Origin of the sequence: Neobacillus sp. WH10, from assembly GCF_030123405.1 — a bacterium.
Classification (GTDB): domain Bacteria; phylum Bacillota; class Bacilli; order Bacillales; family Cytobacillaceae; genus Neobacillus.
Genome location: NZ_CP126110.1, coordinates 5,284,078 through 5,305,576, shown reverse-complemented (window position 1 = coordinate 5,305,576; position 21,499 = coordinate 5,284,078). Strand labels below are relative to the sequence as shown.

The following is a 21,499-nucleotide window of genomic DNA, read 5'->3' as shown; positions in this document are numbered from 1 at the left end:
GCCAATTTCGTCGAAAAACTCACTGAAAAGGTATCCAATAAAGCTTATAGGAACCCATTCCGTCGAAAAAAACACCAAAATAGTATCATATAAGACTCATAAGAGCCCGAACTGGTGAAGAAAACAAAGAAAAGGTCGCTAATAGAGGTTCTAAGAGCCGGTTTAAGTAAAAAAACACCAAAAAGGTATCTTACAAGTCTAATGGAAGCCCTCCCTGCCGAGAATTTCACGAAAAAGGTATCTTATAAAAAATTCACCAAAATGACGAATGTTGGGCGATTCCCTAAACCTGGATTTCCTGATAAAATATTGTTAGTTTATAAAAAAATGGTAGTTTACGAGATTGAGGGGGATATACCTTGGGCAAAAGAATGATTGCAGCACTTACAACGTTCATGTTGGTTCTGCCAAGCGCGGGATTGGCGAACACTGTCTCAGAAAGCAGTGGAAGCAGCGTTATTAAAACAATCCTAACTACGGTTTCGGAGCCATCGTCCAGTGGGACAACCATGTCTTCGCAGCCAACAGAACAAACAGGACCTACTACAACAGATCCTGAACCGAATTCGCCGACGATTGAAAGTGTGTCCATCACCCCGGATGATGCAAAACCGGGAGACATCATCACCATCACGGCAAAAATCAACTCACCGGTGTATGGGGTAAAAAAGGTGCAGGCAAACCTGAACGGTTACACGGGCAAGCAAATTGACCTAAACTACAACAGCGCGGACGGCACATGGAGCGGCACCTATCAAGTCCAGGACTACGACCATCAGGGAAAATGGCATCTGGCCTTCGATATCTATGGAAATGAATATTGGTGGTACCGTTACACGGACCAGTCGATCACCGTAGTTAATCCGAACGAAGACCGGGTGAAGCCCGTCATGAGCAGCTTCCGCTTGGAGCCGCAGCCGGTGAAAGCGGGCGAGCCGTTTACTGTCACGATCAAAGCGGCCGATGCTTCGGGGATCAAGTCGGTGAAGGCAGATTTTCAGATGCCGAACGGCTGGACGAAGGTCGGGCAGCCGCTGACCTACGACAGCAAAACCGATCAGTGGAGCTTCAGTTATACTTTTTCTGAAAACACCGAACCGGGCACCTGTGGCGTGATGGTTCAAATCACGGATTTGGCCGGCAACGTGACAACTGAAGTCAAGGACTTCGAACTCACCAATGTGAACGCGGATTACACCCCGCCAAAGGTCGAGAACATTACCGTCAGCAAACAGGTGCTCAATCTGGGGGATCAGCTAAAGGTCACGGCGAAAATCACCGATGACAAATCAGGGGTCGCCTCAGCCGAACTGCACTTTTTCGGGAAAAATCAATATCAATCTCAGCTGGCCTACAATCCTGCCACCGGTTTATGGGAAACTACTTTTCGGGTGGATCCCTATATGGAAGCGGGAACCTACAAGCTGGATTTGCAAGTGTACGATAAGGCCCAGAATTTAGTCTATCCGGAAATAAATCATACTGTTCGGATTCTGTTAGCAAAGCCCGTGGTCAATCAGGTAACCGACAGCGATATGGCTGTTAGCGGGCAGTCACAGTCAGGTACGAAAATCGAGGTAAAAGCAGGCGAAGCGGTGATTGGCACTGCCACGGCCAGTGCAGACGGCAGCTTCACCGCCACGATCCCGGTTCAAAAGCAAGGGACAAAGTTAGTTGTTTCAGCCACCGCCGATTCAGAGAACGCAGCCGAGGAAACAACGATTACCGTTGCAGCCAAAAACCCTTCAGGCTGGGTGACCACCGACGGCAAGCGCTACTATTACGACCCAGTCATCTTTAAGCCGAAAACGGCCTGGTTTAATGTCGGCGGGACTTGGTACTACGCCAATAACACTGGCGTTGTGCAAACGGGCTGGCTAAAGCAGGGGTCGACCTGGTATTACCTCACCGGCAGCGGTGCGATGGCGACCGGCTGGCAAAAGGTCGGCATGACCTGGTACTACTTCAACAGCGGCGGAGCAATGATTACCGGCTGGCAGAAGGTCGGCACGACGTGGTATTACTTCAACAGCGGCGGAGCAATGGTTACCGGCTGGCAAAAAGTCGGTACGATGTGGTATTACTTCAACAGCGGCGGAGCAATGGTTACCGGCTGGCAAAAAGTCGGCACGACGTGGTATTACTTCAACAGCAGCGGCGCCATGGTCACCGGCTGGGCCAAAATCTCAGGTAAGTCCTATTATTTTTACAGCAGCGGAGCATTAAGATAATCGGATAATGAATCGATTCATTAGGACACATCTTGCCGTCAATCTCGTTGATTGGCGGCAAGATGTGTTTTTGGGGTTAATCGCCGTTTCTAAGAGACCAAACCCTTTTAGAAAAAGTGAGAATAGTAGTAAATGCGACCAATAAGAACCCGTTCCAGTGGGGATATTGTCGAAAAGGTAACTTATAAGGGTAATAGGAGCCCATTTTGCCGAGAAAATCACGGAAAAGGTATCTTATAAAGGTAATAGGAGCCCATTCGGTCGAAAAAATCAAGGAAAGGGTATCTTATAAGGGTTATAGGAGCACGTTCTGCTAAAAAATCCACTGAAAAGGTATCTTATAAGACTCATAAGTGGCTTTTCCTTTTTGCGATAGAAGGATTACCGCTTCCTTTTATTGAAATAATTTGTACGAACAATAAGTAATGTAGGGGGAAAAATAATGTGGAAACAATTGAAATGGTAGATTTAGACGAAGGAAAGTTAGACGCTCAGGGATGTTATTGTCTTGGCAGCAAGCCAAATTCAACAGGGTACATAAACAAAAACAAATGGCTGACGGAGAGGTTCAATGAAGGATTAAAATTCGAATGAATATCATTTTAAGGACCCCGCAACCAAGAGCGAACTTTCTCAAATTCAAAAAGAATTAAATGTTGAACTACCAGATGAATTAGCCAGCTTATTTAATGAAACAAATGGTGTCTTCGACAATTGGAATTGTCCTTTGATTTGGTCAACCTCTCAAATTGTGAAGGACAATCTATTTTTTAGAAACTTTGAAGATTATACAGATATTTATATGCCCTTTGATCATCTGTTCTTTTTCTCAGACGCAGGGAATGGCGCTTTATTTTGCTACGCTATTTTAAAAAATGGAACCATCGAAAAAACCGATATCTATGTTTGGAATCACGAGGATGATAGCCGGACCTGGGTAGCCTCCTCATTAGAACAATTCATTGAAGGCTGGATTACAGGTAAGATTTCGGTTTAGTTTGGTCTTTTACTTCTACCTGAAATGAAAAAATCGTACACTTGGAGGATTAAAAAGAATTTGAAATTACTTTTTGTGATATTACTTATGCTGTTTGGTAGTCTTTTGATTGGATTAGCAATTGATAAGTTTGGTCAGATTGGTAACTTAATAATAAATATAATAGGGGTTGGATGTTATCTAGGGGCAATTTTTATTGCTAAAAGGAAAGGGAAATCTAATAAGTCCTCTCATTACACGAAATGGGAAAAAAGAAAGTAGTTCGGTAAATGAAAGCGAGTTACACTTACCAAAGCACTTAAAATTATACCCGTTCGGTAATTGAACCCTGCTCCGAATAACCCAACTACACAAAAAAGCCAGTCCTCGTACTCCAGGGAACTGGCCAACTAACTAAAATCCGCCTCGATTATCAAAACACCCAAACAAATTAGTTATACTCATAATCATACTTAGCAGAATAATAGTGATGGAACTTGTGCGCCTTATTAAAGTAGTCCATCGACACCCGGAATGCCTTCCCGTCACCATCCCAATAAGCGAGCACAATAATATCCGCCGAACCTTTTGCTAAATCCTCAGTACCGAAGTCGTCCGCATCCCACTTCACAGCCTTAACATTCCCTGCATCCGTAACCTTCAAAGTGTACTGCCAGTATTTATCACCCTCAATCCCGACCAGATCATGATAACTCGCACCCAGCTTCTCCTGAAGCTCCAACTTTGTGAGCCCGACATCAATCCACTTTTTCAAATCCTCCACGGCAGAAACGACCTCAGCATTTCCCGCATTCGTCATCCGCCCATCGGCCATCAGGTAGTAACCGCCAACAAAATTCTGCCTCTTCATCGCGCCGTCCCACTTATCAAAATAATACCAATCATCAGAAATTGATTTCCAGCCCGTCACCATTGCACCACTCTGATCAAGGAAATACGAACTGCCCTTATCCATAAGCCATCCCGAACGCATAGCACCCGAGCTACTCAAGTTATACCACTTCCCATTATCCCAAACCCAACCAGTCTTCATCACGCCCGAACGGTCCAAGAAATACCACTTCCCATCAACGAGGACCCAACCTGTCTTCATCGCACCCGATTGATCCAGGTAATACCACTTCCCATCGACGAGCACCCAGCCTGTCTTCATTGCGCCTGACCGGTCCAAGAAATACCACTTTCCACCATCGGACACCCAGCCTGTCTTCATCGCCCCAGACTGATCCAAGTAATACCAACGCCCGTCCTCGAGCAACCAGCCCACCTTCATCAAACCATGATCATAATAGTGCCACTTACCGCCCTCAAGCGCCCAGCCGGCAGCCGCCACTCCCGGATAGCCTAACAATAGCACAGACCCAACCAATAAAACCCAAAACCTTTTTATTTTTTGCAAAATGAACTCACCTCACGTTTTTAATACCTTTATCCTTTTGATATTAGTCCTCCATCGCTGAAATTCCTTCCAAAATAATCAGACAAATTCCGCGGTACTGAATTTCGATACACCCAAAAAAAGAGAAATTTCGCCCAAAAAACCATCGGCAAGGACCGTGCTGGCAGGTAAATTTCAAAAAATCCTGATAAAAACAAAAAAGGCCCCCATAGTTACTGGGGCGGCTCGGTCTTCGTGTCTTCAGTTTTAGATAGAGTAGAAAAATAATCAAACAGCTGGGTAAGATACTTGTTCAGCTCGAATCCATCCTCTTTAGCAAACTCTGAAAATAGCAACCCGTTTTCCTTCATCCCCAGAACCCCCTTAAATTTTGTAGCTATCATCAGGATGGCCAACCTCTCAATCTTTTAAACCTGAAAAATAAAAAAATGCCAATCTCCTAAAATAGGAGACTGGCTTGTCCCATGTGCATCACAATCGTATCTCGAGTGCTGCATAAATTTTCTAATAAAACTGGTTTTCTATTAATAGAATCGCTTAAACGCCGCAAAGTGGGCGGAATAGTAGTTACTTTTTAAATTGGAAATCATGACGCCACGGGTCTCGTCGGCGTGGATGAATTGGTCACTGCCTAGGTAGATGCCCACGTGGGAGATTCCTTTTTTATATGTATTCTCAAAAAAGACAAGATCGCCAGGCTTAGGACTGTCCACGTAATAGCTGCGGTCATAATAGCCTGCTGCGGAATAGCGTCCGATCTTCGTGCCCGATTGGTTCGCGACATAGTAGATGAACCCGCTGCAATCAAATCCGGAAAGAGTACTGCCGCCCCATACATATGGCGTTCCTATTAAGCTCTTAGCCACCGTGATCACATCACCCTGGGGTTCCGGTTTAGGTGTCGGTGCTGTGGTAGCCTGTCCCGTTACCTTAAGCGTTTGTCCCACATAAATCATGTCGGATGTAAGGCCGTTTAGTGACTTCAGATTCTGGACCGTCATGTTGTATTGACGAGCAATTTTTCCAAGAGTATCACCGCTTTTGACAACATACGTACTCGCTGCCGGCGGCTGAACTGCCGGAGGAGGGGTTACCACTGGCGGAGGTGTCTGAGTCTGGGTACCCGTAACTTTGAGCTTTTGCCCAACATAAATAAGATCGGATAATAAGTTATTAAGTGTTTTCAACTGTTGTACAGTCATGCCATATTGGACACCAATTTTGCTCAGGCTGTCGCCGCTTTTGACGGTGTATTCACTCGTAGAGGATGGTGGCGGTGTTGGAGGCTTCGGTGCTGGTGCTGGTGCCGGCTGCGGTGGTGTCACGGTCACTGTTTGCCCCGGAGCAGATACCTTCAGCACTTGTCCAACATAGATGAGCGTGCCCTGCAGATTATTCCACTGCTGCAGCTCGCCGACTGTGACATTGTAGCGGTTAGCGATTTTAATGAGCGCATCACCTTTGACAACGGTATAATTGGTTTGCTGTGTAGCTTGTACGGTTGCGGTCTGTGGTGAAATTTGCAGAATTTGATTTTCATAGATCAGATCGGATGCTAAACCGTTCTGAACCTTAATTTCATTGACACTTGTCTTAAATTTCAAGGCGATTTTCGAAAGGCTGTCACCTTTTTGAACTTTGTAAGTATCGGCGAGTGCAGACCCAGCGAAAAGCGTCGAAAAAAGAGCGGTTGTCGAAAGTGTACGAACGATAGTTTTCTTCATCTAGTAAAATCACCTCAAATTTTCATATTTTACATCATTTTACCATAGTTTGCTATTATTTAGGGGGGGATTCGATAATTCGATAAAAATAGACATAATGAAGGTTTCTTTATAGAAAAACAGTCTCATAGCATAGTATCGTCAATTAGCTTAAAAAGTTTAATTAAAATCTGAAAATTTTTTGCCATAGAAAAGCCCCCAATAAAGTAAACAGAATTTTTATTATTTCATCTGTCTACTTTATTGGGAGCATAACAATAAAAGGGTGATTAAATTTCCAATCCTGAATTGTATTTACTTGGTGATTCAGGTCATATATATAATCCTTCTTAAACTCCAAAGATTAATGTTCCAACCACGTTATACAAAATTGGAATCAAGAAAACAATTATATTCAAAATAATACCGTACAATGACATATAAGCATCCGTTAGTCTCGTACGAGCTTTAATTTTTTTCTTACTAAGTCCCCCGATTACATCATTATTTTGCTATCCATTCATATTGAATATCAGGTAAATTTTCTTCATTTTCATGTCCTCTTCCAATGATTTTAAATCCATGCTTTTCATAAAATCGTTGTGCATTTTCATTTACTTCAAATGTGAATAATGTTAACCTCCCACATGATTGTGCTTTTGCTTTATCTAGTAAGGTTTGACCTATACTGATTCCTTGATGATCAATATGAATATAAAGCTGGCTTATTTCCCTTTCATTATAGTACCAACGTCGGGTTTAAAAAAGGAATTAAGTTGTTGTATAGCGAATTGTGTTTAAATGGGTTTTTTTGGGTTTAGACGGTAGACACATAAAGGAGGAAATAATTTGGGGCAGGCAAATGATGAACGAATGGTTGCAACATCGGAATGTGTTGGAAGGATTACTTGAATCCATTGATAACGACCATATCGATTTTAAACCGTGGGATGATGCTATGACGCTTGCTTTATGAACGGGCCAGATTGTTTTGTAAAGGAATTATTAGAAGTGAAATGAAGCTATTAATTATTGCTTCGGGAGTTGGATCATATATTTCTAAAGGGGAGGGTTTCAAGTGGAAAAGTCCATGAAAGTAACAGAATGCCCAAAATGTGGTGGGGAAGAATTGGGGAAAGGCAAGCATAGTGGATATGGAGTTATGTACCCAGATAATAAGATGAGCTTAGGTTCAGATGTTGAATACATTATTTGTACCAAATGTGGATTTATAATCGAAGGCTATGTAAAAAAACCAGGGAAATTTAAAGGTACACTTTTTTAGTATTTCCATCTTCGTCAATCCTACAAGCTTTTATTATATATAGATTTATAATGGAGTGTCTTTAATAGGTATAAGATAGTATTCAACTATTGGGCGTAATTGATGAATAATTAAGTCCTTAACACTGTAAATCCGTGTTTTGCTGTAGGTACTCCGTTAATAGGTTTGTAAAGTTTTGCGCGGTTTTTGATAGATAATGATTCTTCAGCCAAATTAACCCTGTAGATGTAGTTAGCTCTGTTTCTTTAATTTTGTAAGCTTGAATATTGTAGTTTTTGTATTGTGTAAGTACATTTTCAGGAATAATAGCTGTTCCAAAATCAGATACGACTAAATCTAATAAAAGGGAGATATCAGAGCACTCGGCAATAATGTTTGGATGAAGTTGAGCCTTTGAAAATGATTCTAAAATCATATAATGAACTCCCAATCCTTCTGTACTAGGTAAAATCAGAGGGTGGTTTTGAATGTCAGCAAGTGTTACTTCACAATTAAACGGTTGCTTTTTAGTTGAAGCAATAAAGTAAAACGGCTCTGTATGAAGGTGGGTCACTGTGAAATCCTGTAACTCGAGCGGTAATTGGATAATCGCCAGCTCTATAATCCGGTCTCTTACTAATTGGCAAAGTTGAGCTGATTCATTTTGATGAATTTTATAGGTTACCTTAGGATATTTTGTGCGGAACCCGTGAAGTATTTCAGGTAATCCTGCTGCCGAAAACGTATTGATCCCTAGCGTAAGTCTTCCGCTTACCCCAATTCCGACTTCCTTTACTTCCATTTTCGCTTCTTCCATTAATTGAGTCATTTGTAAGGCATACTTATATAAAGCTTTTCCAGCTTCCGTAACTTCTAAAAATTTTCCACTTCTTTCTATTAATTTCGTTCCGAGTTCGTCTTCCATTGTTTTCAGGTGCTGGCTTAGTGGAGGCTGAGAAATATGAAGTCGTTCAGCGGCAGCAGAAATCTTTCTTTCTTCTACAATGGCTGTAAAATATCGCAGTTGTCTTATATCCATATGTAAAAAACTCCCTTATTATATGAAAAACTTAAGAAAAAGTAATTTTTTTAATATTTTTCATATGCTTCATTTTTAGATATCATAATGAAACAAGGATGCTTATGTCAAACCTAGATGTAGTTAGAACATCAAACAGGTAATGTTATTATGCTGGAACAACTATGGAAACCAAAAAACATAAGTCAAGGGAGTGACTTTAAATGAGTCATAACGAATTCATGCAACTGGCAATCGATTTAGCCTACGACAATACGAAAAACAAAAAAGGAAAACCATTTGGTGCAGTGATCGTCAAAAATGGAGAGATTGTTGCAAAGGGAGTAAACGATGTACTCGAAACACGCGATCCAACGGCTCATGCTGAACTTCTGACTATTCGGGAGGCCTGCCGAACGCTTGGTACATCTGACCTTTCCGGCTGTGAACTATATGCAAGCGGGGAACCTTGTCCGATGTGTTTAAGCGCCATTTACTGGGCAAATTTGAAACATGTGTATTATGCCTATACTGCTGCTGAGGAAGAAGAAATTGGTTTAGGAACGAAATACGTTTATAAACAAATAGGACTTCCAAAAGAACAGCGGGACATTCAATTGATAAGGCTGGATAAACAGCCTCAAAACAAGGATCCTTTTACGCTTTGGAAAGAAATGAAGGAATAAGAGAATAAGCCAGGGTTACAAATAACGCTACCCAGGAACAAGAGCAAGGGGTAACAATAAAATTAAATAGGGCGGATTTTATGCGGACGTGGATGATGGCATTTGTCGCATGTATTCTTTTGCTTCAAGGTTGTGTCTCAACTAATAGTTTAGAACCGAAAACACAAGAAAAGGAGAGAGAAACCGTGAGCGCACGATTGAATGAACAACTGCTTGAAGCGGCAGAGCGTGGGGAGACGAACAAGACAAGCAAACTTATTAAGGAAGGTGCGAATATTAACGCACAGGACGCTAAAGGACGGACTCCGACGATGATCGCAACCTATAATAAGGATGTCGAAACGGTAAACGTGCTCATCAAAGCAGGGGCAGATGTGAATATCCGGGACGATATGAAAAATAATCCGTTCTTGTATGCCGGTGCAGAAGGCTATCTAGATATTTTAAAGCTTACAATTGAAGCAGGGGCCGACCCGACGATTACAAACCGTTATGGGGGAACTGCGTTAATCCCGGCATCAGAACATGGCTATGTCGATGTCGTTAAAGAACTTCTCACCCATACAGATATTGATGTGAATCATGTCAATAATCTCGGTTGGACCGCTTTATTAGAAGCGATTATTTTGAATAATGGAGATAAAGAACAGCAGCAAACGGTGCAATTACTGATAGATCATGGGGCCGATGTGAACATTCCTGACAAAAATAATGTGACGCCTTTACAACATGCACGTGAGAAAGGCTTTAAAGAGATTATAAAAATCTTGTTAAAAGCAGGAGCTAAATAACAAGAAAAAGTATATGAATCTATCAGTGAAACCATATTATTTTTCTATTAAATAATTATTGAATTAGGGGATGAAAAAATGATTAAGAAAGCAAAAATATTATCACCTTTACTCGGTTTGACAATAGCATTAGCAGTATGTAATACGCAAGCTAACGCAAGTGAACAAAAGAACGTAACAAAAACAGAACAAACGAAAGTTAATAAAGCCAAAGATTCAAATAAAGAAAAGCAATCCGAAAATAAACTGACTAAAGGTCAGAAAATGGCTAACATTCTTAGTAACACAAATTGGCAAGGTACAAGAGTATATGACAAAGATAATAATGACTTAACAAAAGAGAATGCAAACTTCATAGGTCTTGCGAAATATGATGCGAAATCAGGAAGATATGAATTTTTTAATGCTAAGACAGGTGAAAGTCGTGGCGATAAAGGAACATTCTTTATCACAAATGACGGGAAGAAGAGAATATTAATTTCAGAATCAATGAACTATCAAGCTGTTGTTGACATGACAGAACTAAATAAAGATGTTTTTACTTATAAAAGAGTGGGAAAAGATGCTAATGGCAACGATGTAGAGGTATTTGTTGAACATGTTCCATATAAAGGAAAAGAGCTTTCTTTTACTGATCCGGACAAGCAGTTGGACACTACTACGGGAGATATCGTTAAAGATGTTGATGGAGATAAAATTTTAGGTAGTACTCTTTGGAACGGAACAAAGGTTTTAGATGAAGATGGCAACGATGTCACAAAGTATAATTCGATGTTTATAAGTCTAGCAAAATTTGATGACAAGACTAATAAATATGAATTTTTCAATATTGAAACAGGCATAAGCCGTGGTGATTATGGCTACTTCGATATTGTACACGAAAATAAAATAAGAGCCCATGTTTCAATTGGAGATAGAAAGTATGGCGCCGCACTTGAACTTACCGAACTTAATAAAAATAAATTTACGTATAAAAGAATGGGTAAAGACAAAGATGGCAAGGACATAACTGTATTCGTTGAACATGAACCATATAAAGGTGATTTTAAACCGAAATTTAGTTTTAAATAAGATTGGCTTGTCGTCAAGGGAATGGTGAAATCCATTCCCCTTTTTGTGCGATGGGCAATTACATCGTTCCTCGTGCCATCAGTTTTATTGGTATCAAGGCCATTCAAATAAATTCACTCTTAACAAATAAGCCATTCATAGAAATTCCAATCTAACAGCTTTCCGCACTTCATTTGTTATACTTATTTCTGCTATTGGAATTGAACAAAAAAAGGCCGATGCCTTGTAAAAGCATCGAACTCCGTTAATTGAGCCATAAAAACCTCGGAAGTATGCTTGGGTATTGAAGTTAAAAAGACTTAGCAAGACGGAATCCAAGGTCGTCTATGCAAAATGACGGATGGCTGCGACGACGACACGAAGCCCCACACCCCCTGGCCTCTTCAGCCCAGCTGCCTCCTCGGAAAATTCGATAGGAGCCGTACACTTGTTCATCATATAAATCCCAACACCACTCCCAAATATTCCCTAACATATCATACAGGCCCCATGAATTCGGTTCTTTTTTTTCTACTTCATGGATTTTGCCTCCTGAATTTTCATTATACCAGGCAATCTTATCAAGCTCTCCGTATCGATAACCAGTAGTCCCTGACTTACATGCATATTGCCACTCTGCTTCTGAAGGAAGTCGATAGCCGTCCGATTCCCAATCACAAATAATGTTTTCACCATCATTCCGTATAGAATAACACTCTTTTAGTCCAGCTTTCTGTGAAAGCAGATTACAAAAAGAAATGGCATCATTCCAAGAAATATTCACAACCGGTTTTAGATCTCCCTCAAAAGAATTAAGTGATTTATTTGTAATAGCATTGTATAAACCCATAGTTACAGGATACCGGGCAAGAAGAAATGGTTTTATTTCAGCTTTCCATTTGCTTTTTATTCTATCGTCCCTTAATTCTATTTCTCCCCCTGGAATTTTTACCATTGGAAAGTCAATGTAACTCTTTTTTTCAATTGACACCCTACGTTCCTCCTAATAATCTTGGTTTTACTATTTAATAGCAATGTGAATTTCTATATTTCCATTAGGATAATATTTTTCAAGATCATAGGTATAAGAACGGTGCAAATTGCCTTCTTTTTCTTCATCCCAAATTTTGCTCCAAGTGTTAAAGATACCTTGTTCTTCAGTGGTATCAACCTTAAAGATCTTATATTTCTCGTCAATAGGAATTGTTATTAATGGTTTTGTTTCTCCTTCGATCGCAACACTTAAAGTATAATCACCTTTATAATCCGTTTCATACTCATGATAAACACCGTAAATAACGCTTTCATGTTCAGCCAAATCTGTTGAAGCAGCTTTCCACATATCTGTGATTTTTTGCATTACATGTTCATCATTAAAGTTATTTGTTCTAATGCTATTGATAATTGTTAACTTCATCAGTCTCCATCCCTTCAATTTAGGAAGAGTTTCTCTTATTCATTAACTTAATCACATGCTCATTGGGGCTCCAGCAATTAAATTTAAAGGTCGTTTTTGTTTCATAACCTAACCGGCTGCAATAATATTTCATTCCGTCTGCTTTTTTCTCTGCTTTAAAATGCCGGCATGTCGCGCAGCAATGGAAATCTTTCATAAACACATACACCTTTTTCTCAGGTCAAATGCGATACTAAAGCGTCAAATTACTTCTTCAATTATTCAATTCTACACTTCTGTAATTAAAACCTTCATTCTTTACCTAGATTGCTGCGGCTTCGGTTAAGTTTGCTCCTTGGTGCCTGCCCACCGATTCGACAAGATTCATATATTTTCCACAATTTCAACTGGAAATATATTTACAATCCAGGTTCCATCTAGTAGAATATGTAACTAGTACACATGGGAGGAGGATATTAGGATTTGAATTGGGAAGCAAAGAAGAGTAGCTCTGATACCGTCGATTTTTCTGAAATTGTGAAAAAGGCATATGATAAGGGCGTAAATGAGACAGAAATAACGGTGGAAAAATTGCTTGAAGATATAAAAGCGGATTTAAGACAAATAGTCATCTGCTAAACATATATAATAGATACATATGGCTGTTAAGGAGATTACTTCTTAATGGCCTTTTTTGTGTTTTTATATACGCTATACGAAAATTAACGAAAAAAATGTTCTGAAATGGTTTGGTTTACCCTCATCAAAGAGGGATATAGTCCTATGGACCATGAGGCATTTAATCAGGGCTTCACTACAGAAAATGTAAGAAAGCTATGTTCTTACATAGTAGTTTAACAAACTCCTTCCAGCATAATGCAAATTTTGTCAAAATTTGAATTTGTTATTAATTTTCTGTGAAAATTTAACTATTAAATTACAGAATAATAGTATACATGTTATAATTAATAAAATAATTTATATAATAAATCTGACAAAGGCAAACCTATTGAAAAATAGGGACGCAAAGTCTCAGGTCTAAGGTAAAACTAAGATGGCTGGACTGCCGGATTAATATTCAAAGGAGTGGAATCATTTGAGTATTAAGTCCTTATTTTGTTTGCTTTATAAGAATCATAAGGTTGACTATTACACTGGTAAATGTATTAGGTGTGGTAAAAAGATTAGAACTCGTTAATTCGAGTTCTTTTTTTTGATGGTCGTGAAAGGGGGAGAATAATGACAGAAGAGGATAAATACCTTATTCTTCTGTCATATTTTAGACAGAAAATTACAACCAATTTCGACAAAGTTCTACCATTATATGACAGAATCCTATACAATATAATAAATAAAATATTTTTTCAAAAAGAAAGGGAATGAAAGGTGAAGCGGATAAAGATAGTAGTGGCCGATGATGATCAAGCTTCTATCGATATGATCAAATCGCTTGTTAAAAACCTATCAGACTTTCAACTTATCGGACAGTGTATAAATGGAGAACAGCTCATTGAGGAAGTCATGGTAAAGAAGCCAGACCTTGTTTTGACAACGGTTACACTTTTGAAGAAAAATGGTATTCAGGCGATCAAGGAGTGCCTATCTTTTTTTTCGGCGATGAAAGTCATTTTTATTGCAGATAATAATGAATATGCGATTGAAGCCTTTGACATCGCTGCCGTTGATTATATCGTGAAGCCGGTTTCCAAGGAGCGTTTAGGTCAAGCGCTGGAGAAAGCAAACAATATCATATCCTTTGAACGTGACAAGACAGGAACCGGGCATAAATCCCAGCAAAAAATCCTGCCGTTAAGGGACCAAAATGCGACGTTTTTTATCCCGTTGTCCGATATTTGCTTTATTGAAAAGGTAGGGAAGAAGTGTCTTGTGTATACGACTACAGAAATCTATGATACTTACGAAACGATGGCACGAATTTTGGAGCGTCTTGATGTTTCTTTTTTTCATGCCCACCGTTCCTATATTATTAATTTAGCAAAAATATCACAAATAACGCCGCAGAAAGAATCATTTATTGTCCATTTTAATGATACGGACAAACTAGCGAAAATCTCAAAGTTAAAAATCAATGAACTAAGAGAACGAATAGCGCTGTTATCTCATGGCTAACCATTATATGGTTAGTTCTTTATTTTTTTCCATTTCGATTTCCATCAATAGGTTTAACAGCAGATCTAATTGTTGACTGCATTCAACCGTTTCCTCCGAAGTCGGTCCATACTTATCGGCCAGATCAAACATTTCATTGCGGTAAATTTCAATCAAGTGTAGTAAACAAGACATGGGGCCACTCCTAGTAAAAATGTTTCAAACACAATTAGGTATATAATACCATTTATGGAACAAATATTGAAGTTAAGTTGTGAACATTTAAAGTAGTTTTTTGCAGGGAGGGGGAAATGGTATGATCTATTTCAGTTCCTATGATTTAAAGATAGTGTTTATTATCATTCTAGTCGCTATCATTTTTTGGCTAGCATCATTGATCGTCATGTTCAAATATAATGACCGCTTAAAACATGTTGAACAAAATTCAAAAAATACGATTCCTTGGCAGCAGGGAATGACCTTAAAATATATCAAACAAGGAGATCAATATATCCATACCTTAATGGAGGGTCAATTGTTAGCGAAAATGGGCCTTACGCCCGGCATGGTGACGGGGAAAAATCTCCATGAACTATATTCTAAAAAGGATGCGGATACCATAGAACAAGCCTATTCTGAAGCCTGGAATGGTGATATCACCGCATATGAAGCCCATCTTAACGGGATTGATTACTTTGTTACCTTGAGTCCGGTTAAACAAAAAGGAAAAGTAATTGAGGTCATTGGTTCAGGTGTCGATATTTCCGAGCGGAAAAAGGCCGAACAAATCCTTCATGAGTCGCTGGCATTACGGAGAACGCTGATTGATAGCTTAGAGATTGGGATGGTGGTCATTGATCATGACCGGAAAATCATGGCCGTTAATCGACCGTGGTGCCACTTGTTTAAGATTGAAGAGCCAATCCGGGACATCATTGGCAGAGATATTTTCGAACAGCTGCATGTCCATTTTCAACATAAAGAGGCGGTAGTGAAAAAGTTGGACGAGATCATGACGAAAAAACTGCCATACGTCGAAGAAGTGAACCTATTTGAAAATTGCATCTTTAAAAGAAGCTATTTTCCTTTTTATATGGATGGAGAGCTAAAGGGCCATATATGGGCGCTTGAAGATATTACCGAACGGAAAGCGATGGAAAGAGGGATCATCGAAACAAAGGAAGAAGCAGTGAAGGCGAATAACGCCAAGTCGGAGTTTTTATCACGTATGAGTCATGAACTGCGAACCCCGTTAAACAGCATCCTCGGTTTTTCGCAATTACTAGAGCTAGATGAGACGCTAACGTGCAAGCAGCAACAGTTCGTCCGCGAAATCATAAAAGGAGGCACCCACCTGCTAACGTTGATCAATGACGTATTGGACCTTACAGCGATAGAAGCGGGTAAATTGAAAGTGGCTATCGGTCCAATCAGGATAGGTAATGTGATTAATCAATGTATCCAGTTTGTCGCCCCCTTGGCGGAGAAAAACGGAATCAGCCTGACCATCGCGCCGTCAGTCGAGGAGAAACACGTAGTATCTGCTGATAACATTAGGCTGCGACAGATTATCTTGAACCTCTTGGATAATGCTATCAAATATAACCGGGAAAATGGAACCGTGTTGATCCAATGCGAGGTGAAGGATGACCTTCTGTACATCCATATCATTGATAGTGGGATTGGGATCCCTGTTGCCGAACAACAGCAGATTTTTGAACCGTTTTACAGGAGTGGTCATGTGAATGTGGAAGGAACAGGAATTGGCCTGTCGCTTGTCAGTCAATTGATTCACTTAATGGGCGGCAAGGTCGGTGTTAAGAGCAGCGATGAGGGAAGTGATTTTTGGATCAGCTTGCCTCTTGTGCATGCTCCGGCCGCCGATGACCAGAAATATTATAAAACAACGAGCCAGCCCCTGCTGCAAGATCACAACTTTACCATTTTATACATTGAGGACAATCTATTAAATCTCCAATTAGTAAAAGAAATACTGGCAACAATCCCAGGGATAGACCTAATTTCGGCTGCGACAGGGAGAGAAGGGGTTGCCGTGGCTGCGGAGCGGAGACCGGACGTCATCTTATTAGACCTAAACCTTCCCGATCTCAATGGCTATGAAGTGCTAGCAAGGATAAAAGCGGATCCCGGATACGAACAGGTTCCCATCATGGCTGTCAGTGCGAATGCCATGCCTGAGGAGATTAAGCATGCACTGGCAAGCGGTTTTGTCGAATATATTACCAAGCCGATTGATATTCCCGAATTTTTAAGCCTGCTTGCTAAGTATGTAACAAAGAACGATACGCTCATCTAATAGAGTGGCGTTATAGTTTGAAAAAAATGGAGCAGAGCGAAATGTATGACTGTTTTTTTGGAAATGTCGCGAAATGTCGAATTCTGTGTCGTATTCTGTCGGATTGACTATCCAATAGGTCTATTTACTTGTTTATTAGGTCCTGAATCAATTAGACGTATTTGTTAATAATGGGTATATTTGGTTTAAAAAGAGGGGGAGGAAAGACGTGTTGGTAACCGTCTTTCCTATTTCTTTTGAAAAAAATGGACAGAAGAAATGGCGGGTTGTGTATGAGAGTGGGCTATATCAGTCCGATTCAGATGCAAAAAATAGAACATGTCTATCAACCGATGTGGAATGTAACGAACGTATGTAAGTTTGGTCACGAAGCACTCATACGGTTTCCCGAGGGCAGGTTCAAAGGGAATATTGAAGCAGCCTTTACGATAGCAAGAACAGAAGGGACGTTGTACGAACTGGATACGAGGTCGATCGCTGAAGCCATTATTAAATTTCCCTTTGAAAAATTGGTTGGTCAATTGCTGTTTGTCAATGTTTATCCGTCTACCTTCATTCATCCTCACTTTCCACTTTTCCTTGCCCGATTAGTGGCAAGCGTTCCAGGGCTTCACGGCAATGTTGTGTTTGAAGTAAATGAAACAAAACAGGAAGAAGCCTATTGGGATTTGCCGGAGATGAAGGAAAGAATGAAGCTAGTAAGGGAATATGGCTTTGCCGTCGCCCTTGATGATATAGGTAAAGGAGCGGCAGGATTACAGAAGATTATTGAATATACTCCTGATTACATCAAGTTAGACCGCTACTTTGCCGATGGACTATCGTCTTCAACCGAAAAACAGGAAATGGTTTCATTGTTGCTTCACTACGCCAAGGACAAGATGGGTGTGATTCTAGAGGGGATCGAAAAGGAAGAGGACTTCGCAGCCGCAAGGGCTATTCGCGTTCCATTTATTCAAGGCTACTTGTTGGGCTTTCCTGAAAAACCGGCAGCCCTGTTTTGCTAGGATTATCCTGCACTATAAACCTTTACCATTTTCCTCATATATTTTCTGCTGTGAAAAGTATAAAATAATAGAATCGAGATGGTTAAAATGTAAAAATCGAAGCGAGTGATCCTATGAAGAAATTGAACGTAATAATAGCGGATGATGACTGTTCTTCAAAATCACTTCTGTCACATTATATAAAGCTGCTCCCTGATTATCAGATAGCAGGGAAGGTGTCGAATGGAGAAGAGCTGATTCAGCTGGTGATAAAGGAGAAGCCGGAAATTGTTCTGGTCGATATCAATATGCCCATCGTCAATGGGGTTGAGGCTGCCAAGGTGTGTAAACAATTGAATCACTCCGTGCAGATTATTTTTACCACGGGTTATGATGAGTTTGCTGTCGAGGCCTTTAATCTTGCAGCAGTAGATTATCTGGTCAAGCCGATTGAGAAGACACGTTTCTTTATCGCCTTAGAAAAGGCCAAATTAGGTCTGCAATTGCAAAAAAGAATCGAAGAAAAGCAGCATATTGCAAGCAAACTAGCGATTAAGTCCAATCAAAAGTTTCTTTATATTGCGATGGACGATATCCTTTTTGTGGAAAAGATAGACAGAAAGTCGCTGATTCATACGGTGAATAACACGGTCGAGACCATCGAATCGCTTCAAGAGTTTGGGAAGCGCTTACCGCCATACTTTTATCGGACTCATCGCTCATACCTTGTGAACCTTAGGAAAATTGTTAAGATTGAATCGTTTGGCGAAACCTATCTTGCATATTTTTCTGCTTCAGAAAGCATCGCCCATATATCCAAATTGCAGATTCAACAGGTGCATCGGTTATTGGGGGAGTAGGCTTGGTATAATAATCTCTTTTTTTGAAAAAATTCACAATAAATTCAAAATTTTACTTTTAATCTCAATTTCTTGCAAAATAGTCACCTGGTATTACATTAATTTAATTCGACTATTAAAAATACTCAAAAAGGCCGACCTTTAAAGTCAGCCTTTTTATGTTTTTGTAGAAATTAACGCGTTTACTTGCTAATTAAAAACTGTAGGATAAAATCACTCCATACTTGATTTCCTTTGTCACTAGGAGCACTTTGGTCCGGCTGCTGAAGGTATTCCTTAATCTCTTCATTGTTGGCATCCGGCCAAGCAGACCAGTGATCCAGATAGGTAATTTGGTGCTGCTCAGCAAACTTTTTTAGTTCAGCTACCTGATTAGGATAAATCTTTGCTTGATATAGCGGATAGGATGGCTGAAGGATAAAAGTCGTTTCTGGCTTTTTTGCTTTAATATCGTCCATGATTTTTAAGGTATCATTTAATGTTTTATCGATTAAGACTAAACCACTATTATTTTGCAGGATAAATGGCTCTAACACGATTAAATCTGCTTCTTCGGCAGCAATTTCGTCTTGTTTATTTGAATTAACTAATTGGGTAGAAGTGGATTTGAAGGTTTTAAGGTCAACCTGGATGTTGTTCTCCCCAAATGTTTCAAGCAGTTTCTCTTTTACAGCCGGGAAAGTCCCTTCCGTGTCTGTGCCGATGTCAGGAGAACCGACAAAGAGTACCTTAAATGGTTTCTTTTCATTTAGTGTTTGCTTGAAGCGTTCAACTGCTGATTCAGGCCATTTAGCAGTATAAGCAAGGACGTCCTCATCAGGTGATGCGGTCTCGACATTCAGTTTTTTTTGTTGTTTTTTTGATACGTTAGATGTGCTCTCTGGTGCTGCTTTAATTCTTTCATTCCAGTAGTTATGTCCAAAGAAGAGAACGGCTGCGCAAGCAAGCCCTAATAAGATCGTAAATAAATTCTTCATTATATATGAACCCCCAAATCGTTTTGCAAATCTAATTATAGCAGAGAACCATTGAAAATTAATTCCATTTTCATTTTATATCTACAAAAATTTACAAAAGGTGAAAATAATAAAAGAAAAAACGACAAAAATTACACATATGTACAAAATAAGCCAAACCATGACAAATTTTGTGGTATACTATTTGTTAGTTTGATTTTTTAACAATATTTGATTTTTTACAATATAGGGAGGACCAAATGGAGGAAACAATTAGCTTAAAACAATTGCTGCAAACATTGCGTAAACGACTACGTTTAATATTAACGATAACATTTATAGCCGTTTTAATCAGTGGTGTGGTGAGTTACTTTTTCTTAACTCCTGTTTATCAGGCGTCAACACAATTACTAGTTAATCAATCAAAAAATGAACAATCAGCCTACCAATATAATGAAGTGCAAACAAACCTTCAATTAATTAATACATACAATGTTATTATAAAAAGCCCAGCGATTCTTGAATTAGTCATTAAAGAATTAAAGTTAGATATGTCATATAGCGAATTAAACGAAAAAATTACTGTCGGAAATGAAACAAACTCACAGGTTGTCAATCTATCTGTTCAAGACACTAATGCAAAAATGGCAGCGAAGATTGCCAATAAAACAGCTGAAGTATTTCAAAAAGAAATTGTAAATATTATGAGTGTCGATAATGTTAGTATCCTTGCAAAAGCTGAAGTCACAGACAATACATCTCCCATTAAGCCAAAACCATTATTGAATGTAGCGATAGCTTTAGTTGTTGGTTTAATGGCGGGTATAGGGATCGCATTCTTATTAGAATACTTCGATAATACGATTAAGAATGAAGATGATATTGAAAAACTTATTGGGGTACCTGTTCTTGGTACAATTGCGGTCATGGATGAATCACAAATGAGGAAACTCCAAGCGGATAATACAAGGGTTAATGCTAGATTAAGAGGTGAGAGAATTGGTTCTTAAGCAAGGGAATAAGAAAACAGCAAGTAATAGAAGAAACCTAATTACTATGGTTGATCCAAAATCACCGATATCTGAGCAATATCGTACTATTCGAACCAATATTCATTATTCTACAGTTGATAAAAATGTGAGAACGTTAATGGTCACTTCTTCAGGGCCGGGGGAAGGGAAATCGACAACAGTAGCTAACTTGGCAGTTACATTTGCACAGCAAGGGAAGAAAGTCTTATTAGTGGATGCTGATATGAGAAAGCCGACCGTTCACTACACTTTTAATCAAACGAATACATTTGGAATGACAAGCGTTTTAACAAAGCAGGTATCATTAGAAGAAGCGATTTCTGAAACAAGTGTAGAAAATTTATCTGTACTGACAAGCGGACCGATTCCGCCGAACCCATCTGAACTTCTCAGTTCAAAATCAATGGAACAAATCTTTCAATCGTCAGAGGAACTGTTCGATATCATCCTTTTTGATACACCGCCATTATTGGCAGTAACGGATGCGCAAATCTTAGCCAATCGTTGTGACGGTACTGTTCTAGTCGTGTATAGTGGGAAAACGGAAAAAGATCAATTGTTAAAAGCAAAAGAACTCCTTGACTCTGCTCAAAGCAATTTACTAGGAGTGGTAGTAAACAATAAGAAAATTCAAGATACCAATTACTACTATTATTATGGTACAAAGTGATATGTTTACATTTACATAATTGTAAAATAGTGTTA

At 39.5% G+C, this 21,499-nt stretch carries 22 protein-coding genes, 2 pseudogenes and 1 riboswitch; of the genes and pseudogenes, 15 read left to right on the top strand and 9 right to left on the bottom strand.

All coding sequences use genetic code 11. The features are described from left to right. The first annotated feature begins 114 nt into the window (after positions 1-114). The 4 genes and pseudogenes from QNH20_RS25665 to QNH20_RS25650 all read left to right on the top strand — a co-directional run. Positions 115-375: a hypothetical protein gene (locus QNH20_RS25665; RefSeq protein WP_283920736.1), complete on the top strand. Its 261-nt coding sequence runs from the start codon at positions 115-117 to the stop codon at positions 373-375. Continuing rightward, positions 360-2,231, top strand: a complete 1,872-nt coding sequence (locus QNH20_RS25660; protein WP_283920735.1) for an Ig-like domain-containing protein — start codon at positions 360-362, stop codon at positions 2,229-2,231. Before QNH20_RS25665 ends, QNH20_RS25660 begins: the two co-directional genes overlap by 16 nt. A 444-nt stretch (positions 2,232-2,675) precedes the next feature. After that, a complete protein-coding gene (locus QNH20_RS25655; protein WP_283920734.1) occupies positions 2,676-2,825 on the top strand; it encodes a hypothetical protein in 150 nt (49 codons plus the stop codon). Then, positions 2,818-3,228, top strand: a pseudogene (locus QNH20_RS25650) (SMI1/KNR4 family protein); the annotation flags it as partial. The gene QNH20_RS25655 and the pseudogene QNH20_RS25650, both read left to right, overlap by 8 nt. A gap of 430 nt (positions 3,229-3,658) precedes the next feature. Here QNH20_RS25650 and QNH20_RS25645 read toward each other — a convergent pair. The 4 genes and pseudogenes from QNH20_RS25645 to QNH20_RS25630 form a co-directional block, all read right to left on the bottom strand. Further along, complete coding sequence (locus QNH20_RS25645; protein WP_283920733.1) at positions 3,659-4,627, bottom strand: PspC-like choline-binding domain-containing protein; 969 nt, start codon at positions 4,625-4,627, stop codon at positions 3,659-3,661. A 212-nt stretch (positions 4,628-4,839) separates the two neighbouring features. Beyond that, a complete protein-coding gene (locus tag QNH20_RS25640; protein WP_283920732.1) occupies positions 4,840-4,977 on the bottom strand; it encodes a hypothetical protein in 138 nt (45 codons plus the stop codon). Positions 4,978-5,151: 174 nt separating this feature from the next. After that, complete coding sequence (locus QNH20_RS25635; protein WP_283920731.1) at positions 5,152-6,351, bottom strand: C40 family peptidase; 1,200 nt, start codon at positions 6,349-6,351, stop codon at positions 5,152-5,154. A gap of 483 nt (positions 6,352-6,834) precedes the next feature. After that, positions 6,835-7,074: pseudogene (locus tag QNH20_RS25630) on the bottom strand (GNAT family N-acetyltransferase); the annotation flags it as partial. Between the two features lie 346 nt (positions 7,075-7,420). Between QNH20_RS25630 and QNH20_RS25625 the strand changes: the two are divergent. Then, on the top strand, positions 7,421-7,615 hold the full coding sequence (locus tag QNH20_RS25625; protein ID WP_481858119.1) for a transcription initiation factor TFIIIB: 195 nt from the start codon (positions 7,421-7,423) through the stop codon (positions 7,613-7,615). A 118-nt stretch (positions 7,616-7,733) separates the two neighbouring features. On the opposite strand, the gene QNH20_RS25620 is transcribed toward QNH20_RS25625, so the two are convergent. Beyond that, positions 7,734-8,633: a LysR family transcriptional regulator gene (locus tag QNH20_RS25620; RefSeq protein WP_283920729.1), complete on the bottom strand. Its 900-nt coding sequence runs from the start codon at positions 8,631-8,633 to the stop codon at positions 7,734-7,736. A gap of 203 nt (positions 8,634-8,836) precedes the next feature. Between QNH20_RS25620 and QNH20_RS25615 the strand changes: the two genes are divergently transcribed. The 3 genes from QNH20_RS25615 (at position 8,837) to QNH20_RS25605 (ending at position 11,160) form a co-directional block, all read left to right on the top strand. Next, positions 8,837-9,298, top strand: coding sequence for a nucleoside deaminase (locus QNH20_RS25615; protein ID WP_283920728.1), 462 nt, complete (start codon positions 8,837-8,839; stop codon positions 9,296-9,298). A gap of 80 nt (positions 9,299-9,378) precedes the next feature. Beyond that, positions 9,379-10,089 carry an ankyrin repeat domain-containing protein gene (locus QNH20_RS25610; RefSeq protein WP_283920727.1) on the top strand — a complete coding sequence of 237 codons (711 nt, stop codon included), beginning with the start codon at positions 9,379-9,381 and terminating at the stop codon, positions 10,087-10,089. A 78-nt stretch (positions 10,090-10,167) separates the two neighbouring features. Continuing rightward, on the top strand, positions 10,168-11,160 hold the full coding sequence (locus QNH20_RS25605) for a DUF4822 domain-containing protein (protein ID WP_283920726.1): 993 nt from the start codon (positions 10,168-10,170) through the stop codon (positions 11,158-11,160). Positions 11,161-11,449: 289 nt separating this feature from the next. Here the strand turns inward: QNH20_RS25605 and QNH20_RS25600 are convergent, their stop codons facing one another. Continuing rightward, complete coding sequence (locus tag QNH20_RS25600) at positions 11,450-12,094, bottom strand: formylglycine-generating enzyme family protein (protein ID WP_283923511.1); 645 nt, start codon at positions 12,092-12,094, stop codon at positions 11,450-11,452. 66 nt (positions 12,095-12,160) lie between these two features. After that, complete coding sequence (locus QNH20_RS25595; RefSeq protein ID WP_283920725.1) at positions 12,161-12,556, bottom strand: GyrI-like domain-containing protein; 396 nt, start codon at positions 12,554-12,556, stop codon at positions 12,161-12,163. Positions 12,557-13,018: 462 nt separating this feature from the next. Here QNH20_RS25595 and QNH20_RS25590 point away from each other — a divergent pair, with 462 nt between their 5' ends. Together QNH20_RS25590 and QNH20_RS25585 are read left to right on the top strand one after the other, a co-directional pair. After that, positions 13,019-13,174, top strand: coding sequence for a YwzD family small protein (locus QNH20_RS25590; protein WP_283920724.1), 156 nt, complete (start codon positions 13,019-13,021; stop codon positions 13,172-13,174). 350 nt (positions 13,175-13,524) lie between these two features. Continuing rightward, a riboswitch (cyclic di-GMP riboswitch) is annotated at positions 13,525-13,606 on the top strand. A gap of 315 nt (positions 13,607-13,921) precedes the next feature. Beyond that, positions 13,922-14,665, top strand: coding sequence for a LytR/AlgR family response regulator transcription factor (locus QNH20_RS25585; protein ID WP_283920723.1), 744 nt, complete (start codon positions 13,922-13,924; stop codon positions 14,663-14,665). Positions 14,666-14,668: 3 nt separating this feature from the next. Here the strand turns inward: QNH20_RS25585 and QNH20_RS25580 are convergent, their stop codons facing one another. Beyond that, positions 14,669-14,839, bottom strand: a complete 171-nt coding sequence (locus tag QNH20_RS25580; protein WP_283920722.1) for an aspartyl-phosphate phosphatase Spo0E family protein — start codon at positions 14,837-14,839, stop codon at positions 14,669-14,671. A gap of 121 nt (positions 14,840-14,960) precedes the next feature. On the opposite strand from QNH20_RS25580, the gene QNH20_RS25575 reads away from it, so the two are divergent. From QNH20_RS25575 to QNH20_RS25565, 3 genes are all read left to right on the top strand, one after another. Then, positions 14,961-16,961 carry an ATP-binding protein gene (locus QNH20_RS25575; protein ID WP_283920721.1) on the top strand — a complete coding sequence of 667 codons (2,001 nt, stop codon included), beginning with the start codon at positions 14,961-14,963 and terminating at the stop codon, positions 16,959-16,961. 272 nt (positions 16,962-17,233) lie between these two features. Further along, positions 17,234-17,968 carry an EAL domain-containing protein gene (locus QNH20_RS25570; RefSeq protein WP_283920720.1) on the top strand — a complete coding sequence of 245 codons (735 nt, stop codon included), beginning with the start codon at positions 17,234-17,236 and terminating at the stop codon, positions 17,966-17,968. Positions 17,969-18,081: 113 nt separating this feature from the next. After that, complete coding sequence (locus tag QNH20_RS25565) at positions 18,082-18,807, top strand: LytR/AlgR family response regulator transcription factor (RefSeq protein ID WP_283920719.1); 726 nt, start codon at positions 18,082-18,084, stop codon at positions 18,805-18,807. A 182-nt stretch (positions 18,808-18,989) separates the two neighbouring features. Here the strand turns inward: QNH20_RS25565 and QNH20_RS25560 are convergent, their stop codons facing one another. After that, positions 18,990-19,784, bottom strand: coding sequence for an SGNH/GDSL hydrolase family protein (locus QNH20_RS25560; protein ID WP_283920718.1), 795 nt, complete (start codon positions 19,782-19,784; stop codon positions 18,990-18,992). 239 nt (positions 19,785-20,023) lie between these two features. On the opposite strand from QNH20_RS25560, the gene QNH20_RS25555 reads away from it, so the two are divergent. Together QNH20_RS25555 and QNH20_RS25550 are read left to right on the top strand one after the other, a co-directional pair. Then, positions 20,024-20,773: a YveK family protein gene (locus tag QNH20_RS25555; protein WP_283920717.1), complete on the top strand. Its 750-nt coding sequence runs from the start codon at positions 20,024-20,026 to the stop codon at positions 20,771-20,773. Continuing rightward, positions 20,763-21,464 (top strand): CpsD/CapB family tyrosine-protein kinase, encoded by a 702-nt coding sequence (locus QNH20_RS25550; RefSeq protein ID WP_481858011.1) that lies wholly within the window; start codon positions 20,763-20,765, stop codon positions 21,462-21,464. The genes QNH20_RS25555 and QNH20_RS25550 overlap by 11 nt, the downstream gene beginning before the upstream one ends. Positions 21,465-21,499: the final 35 nt, after the last annotated feature.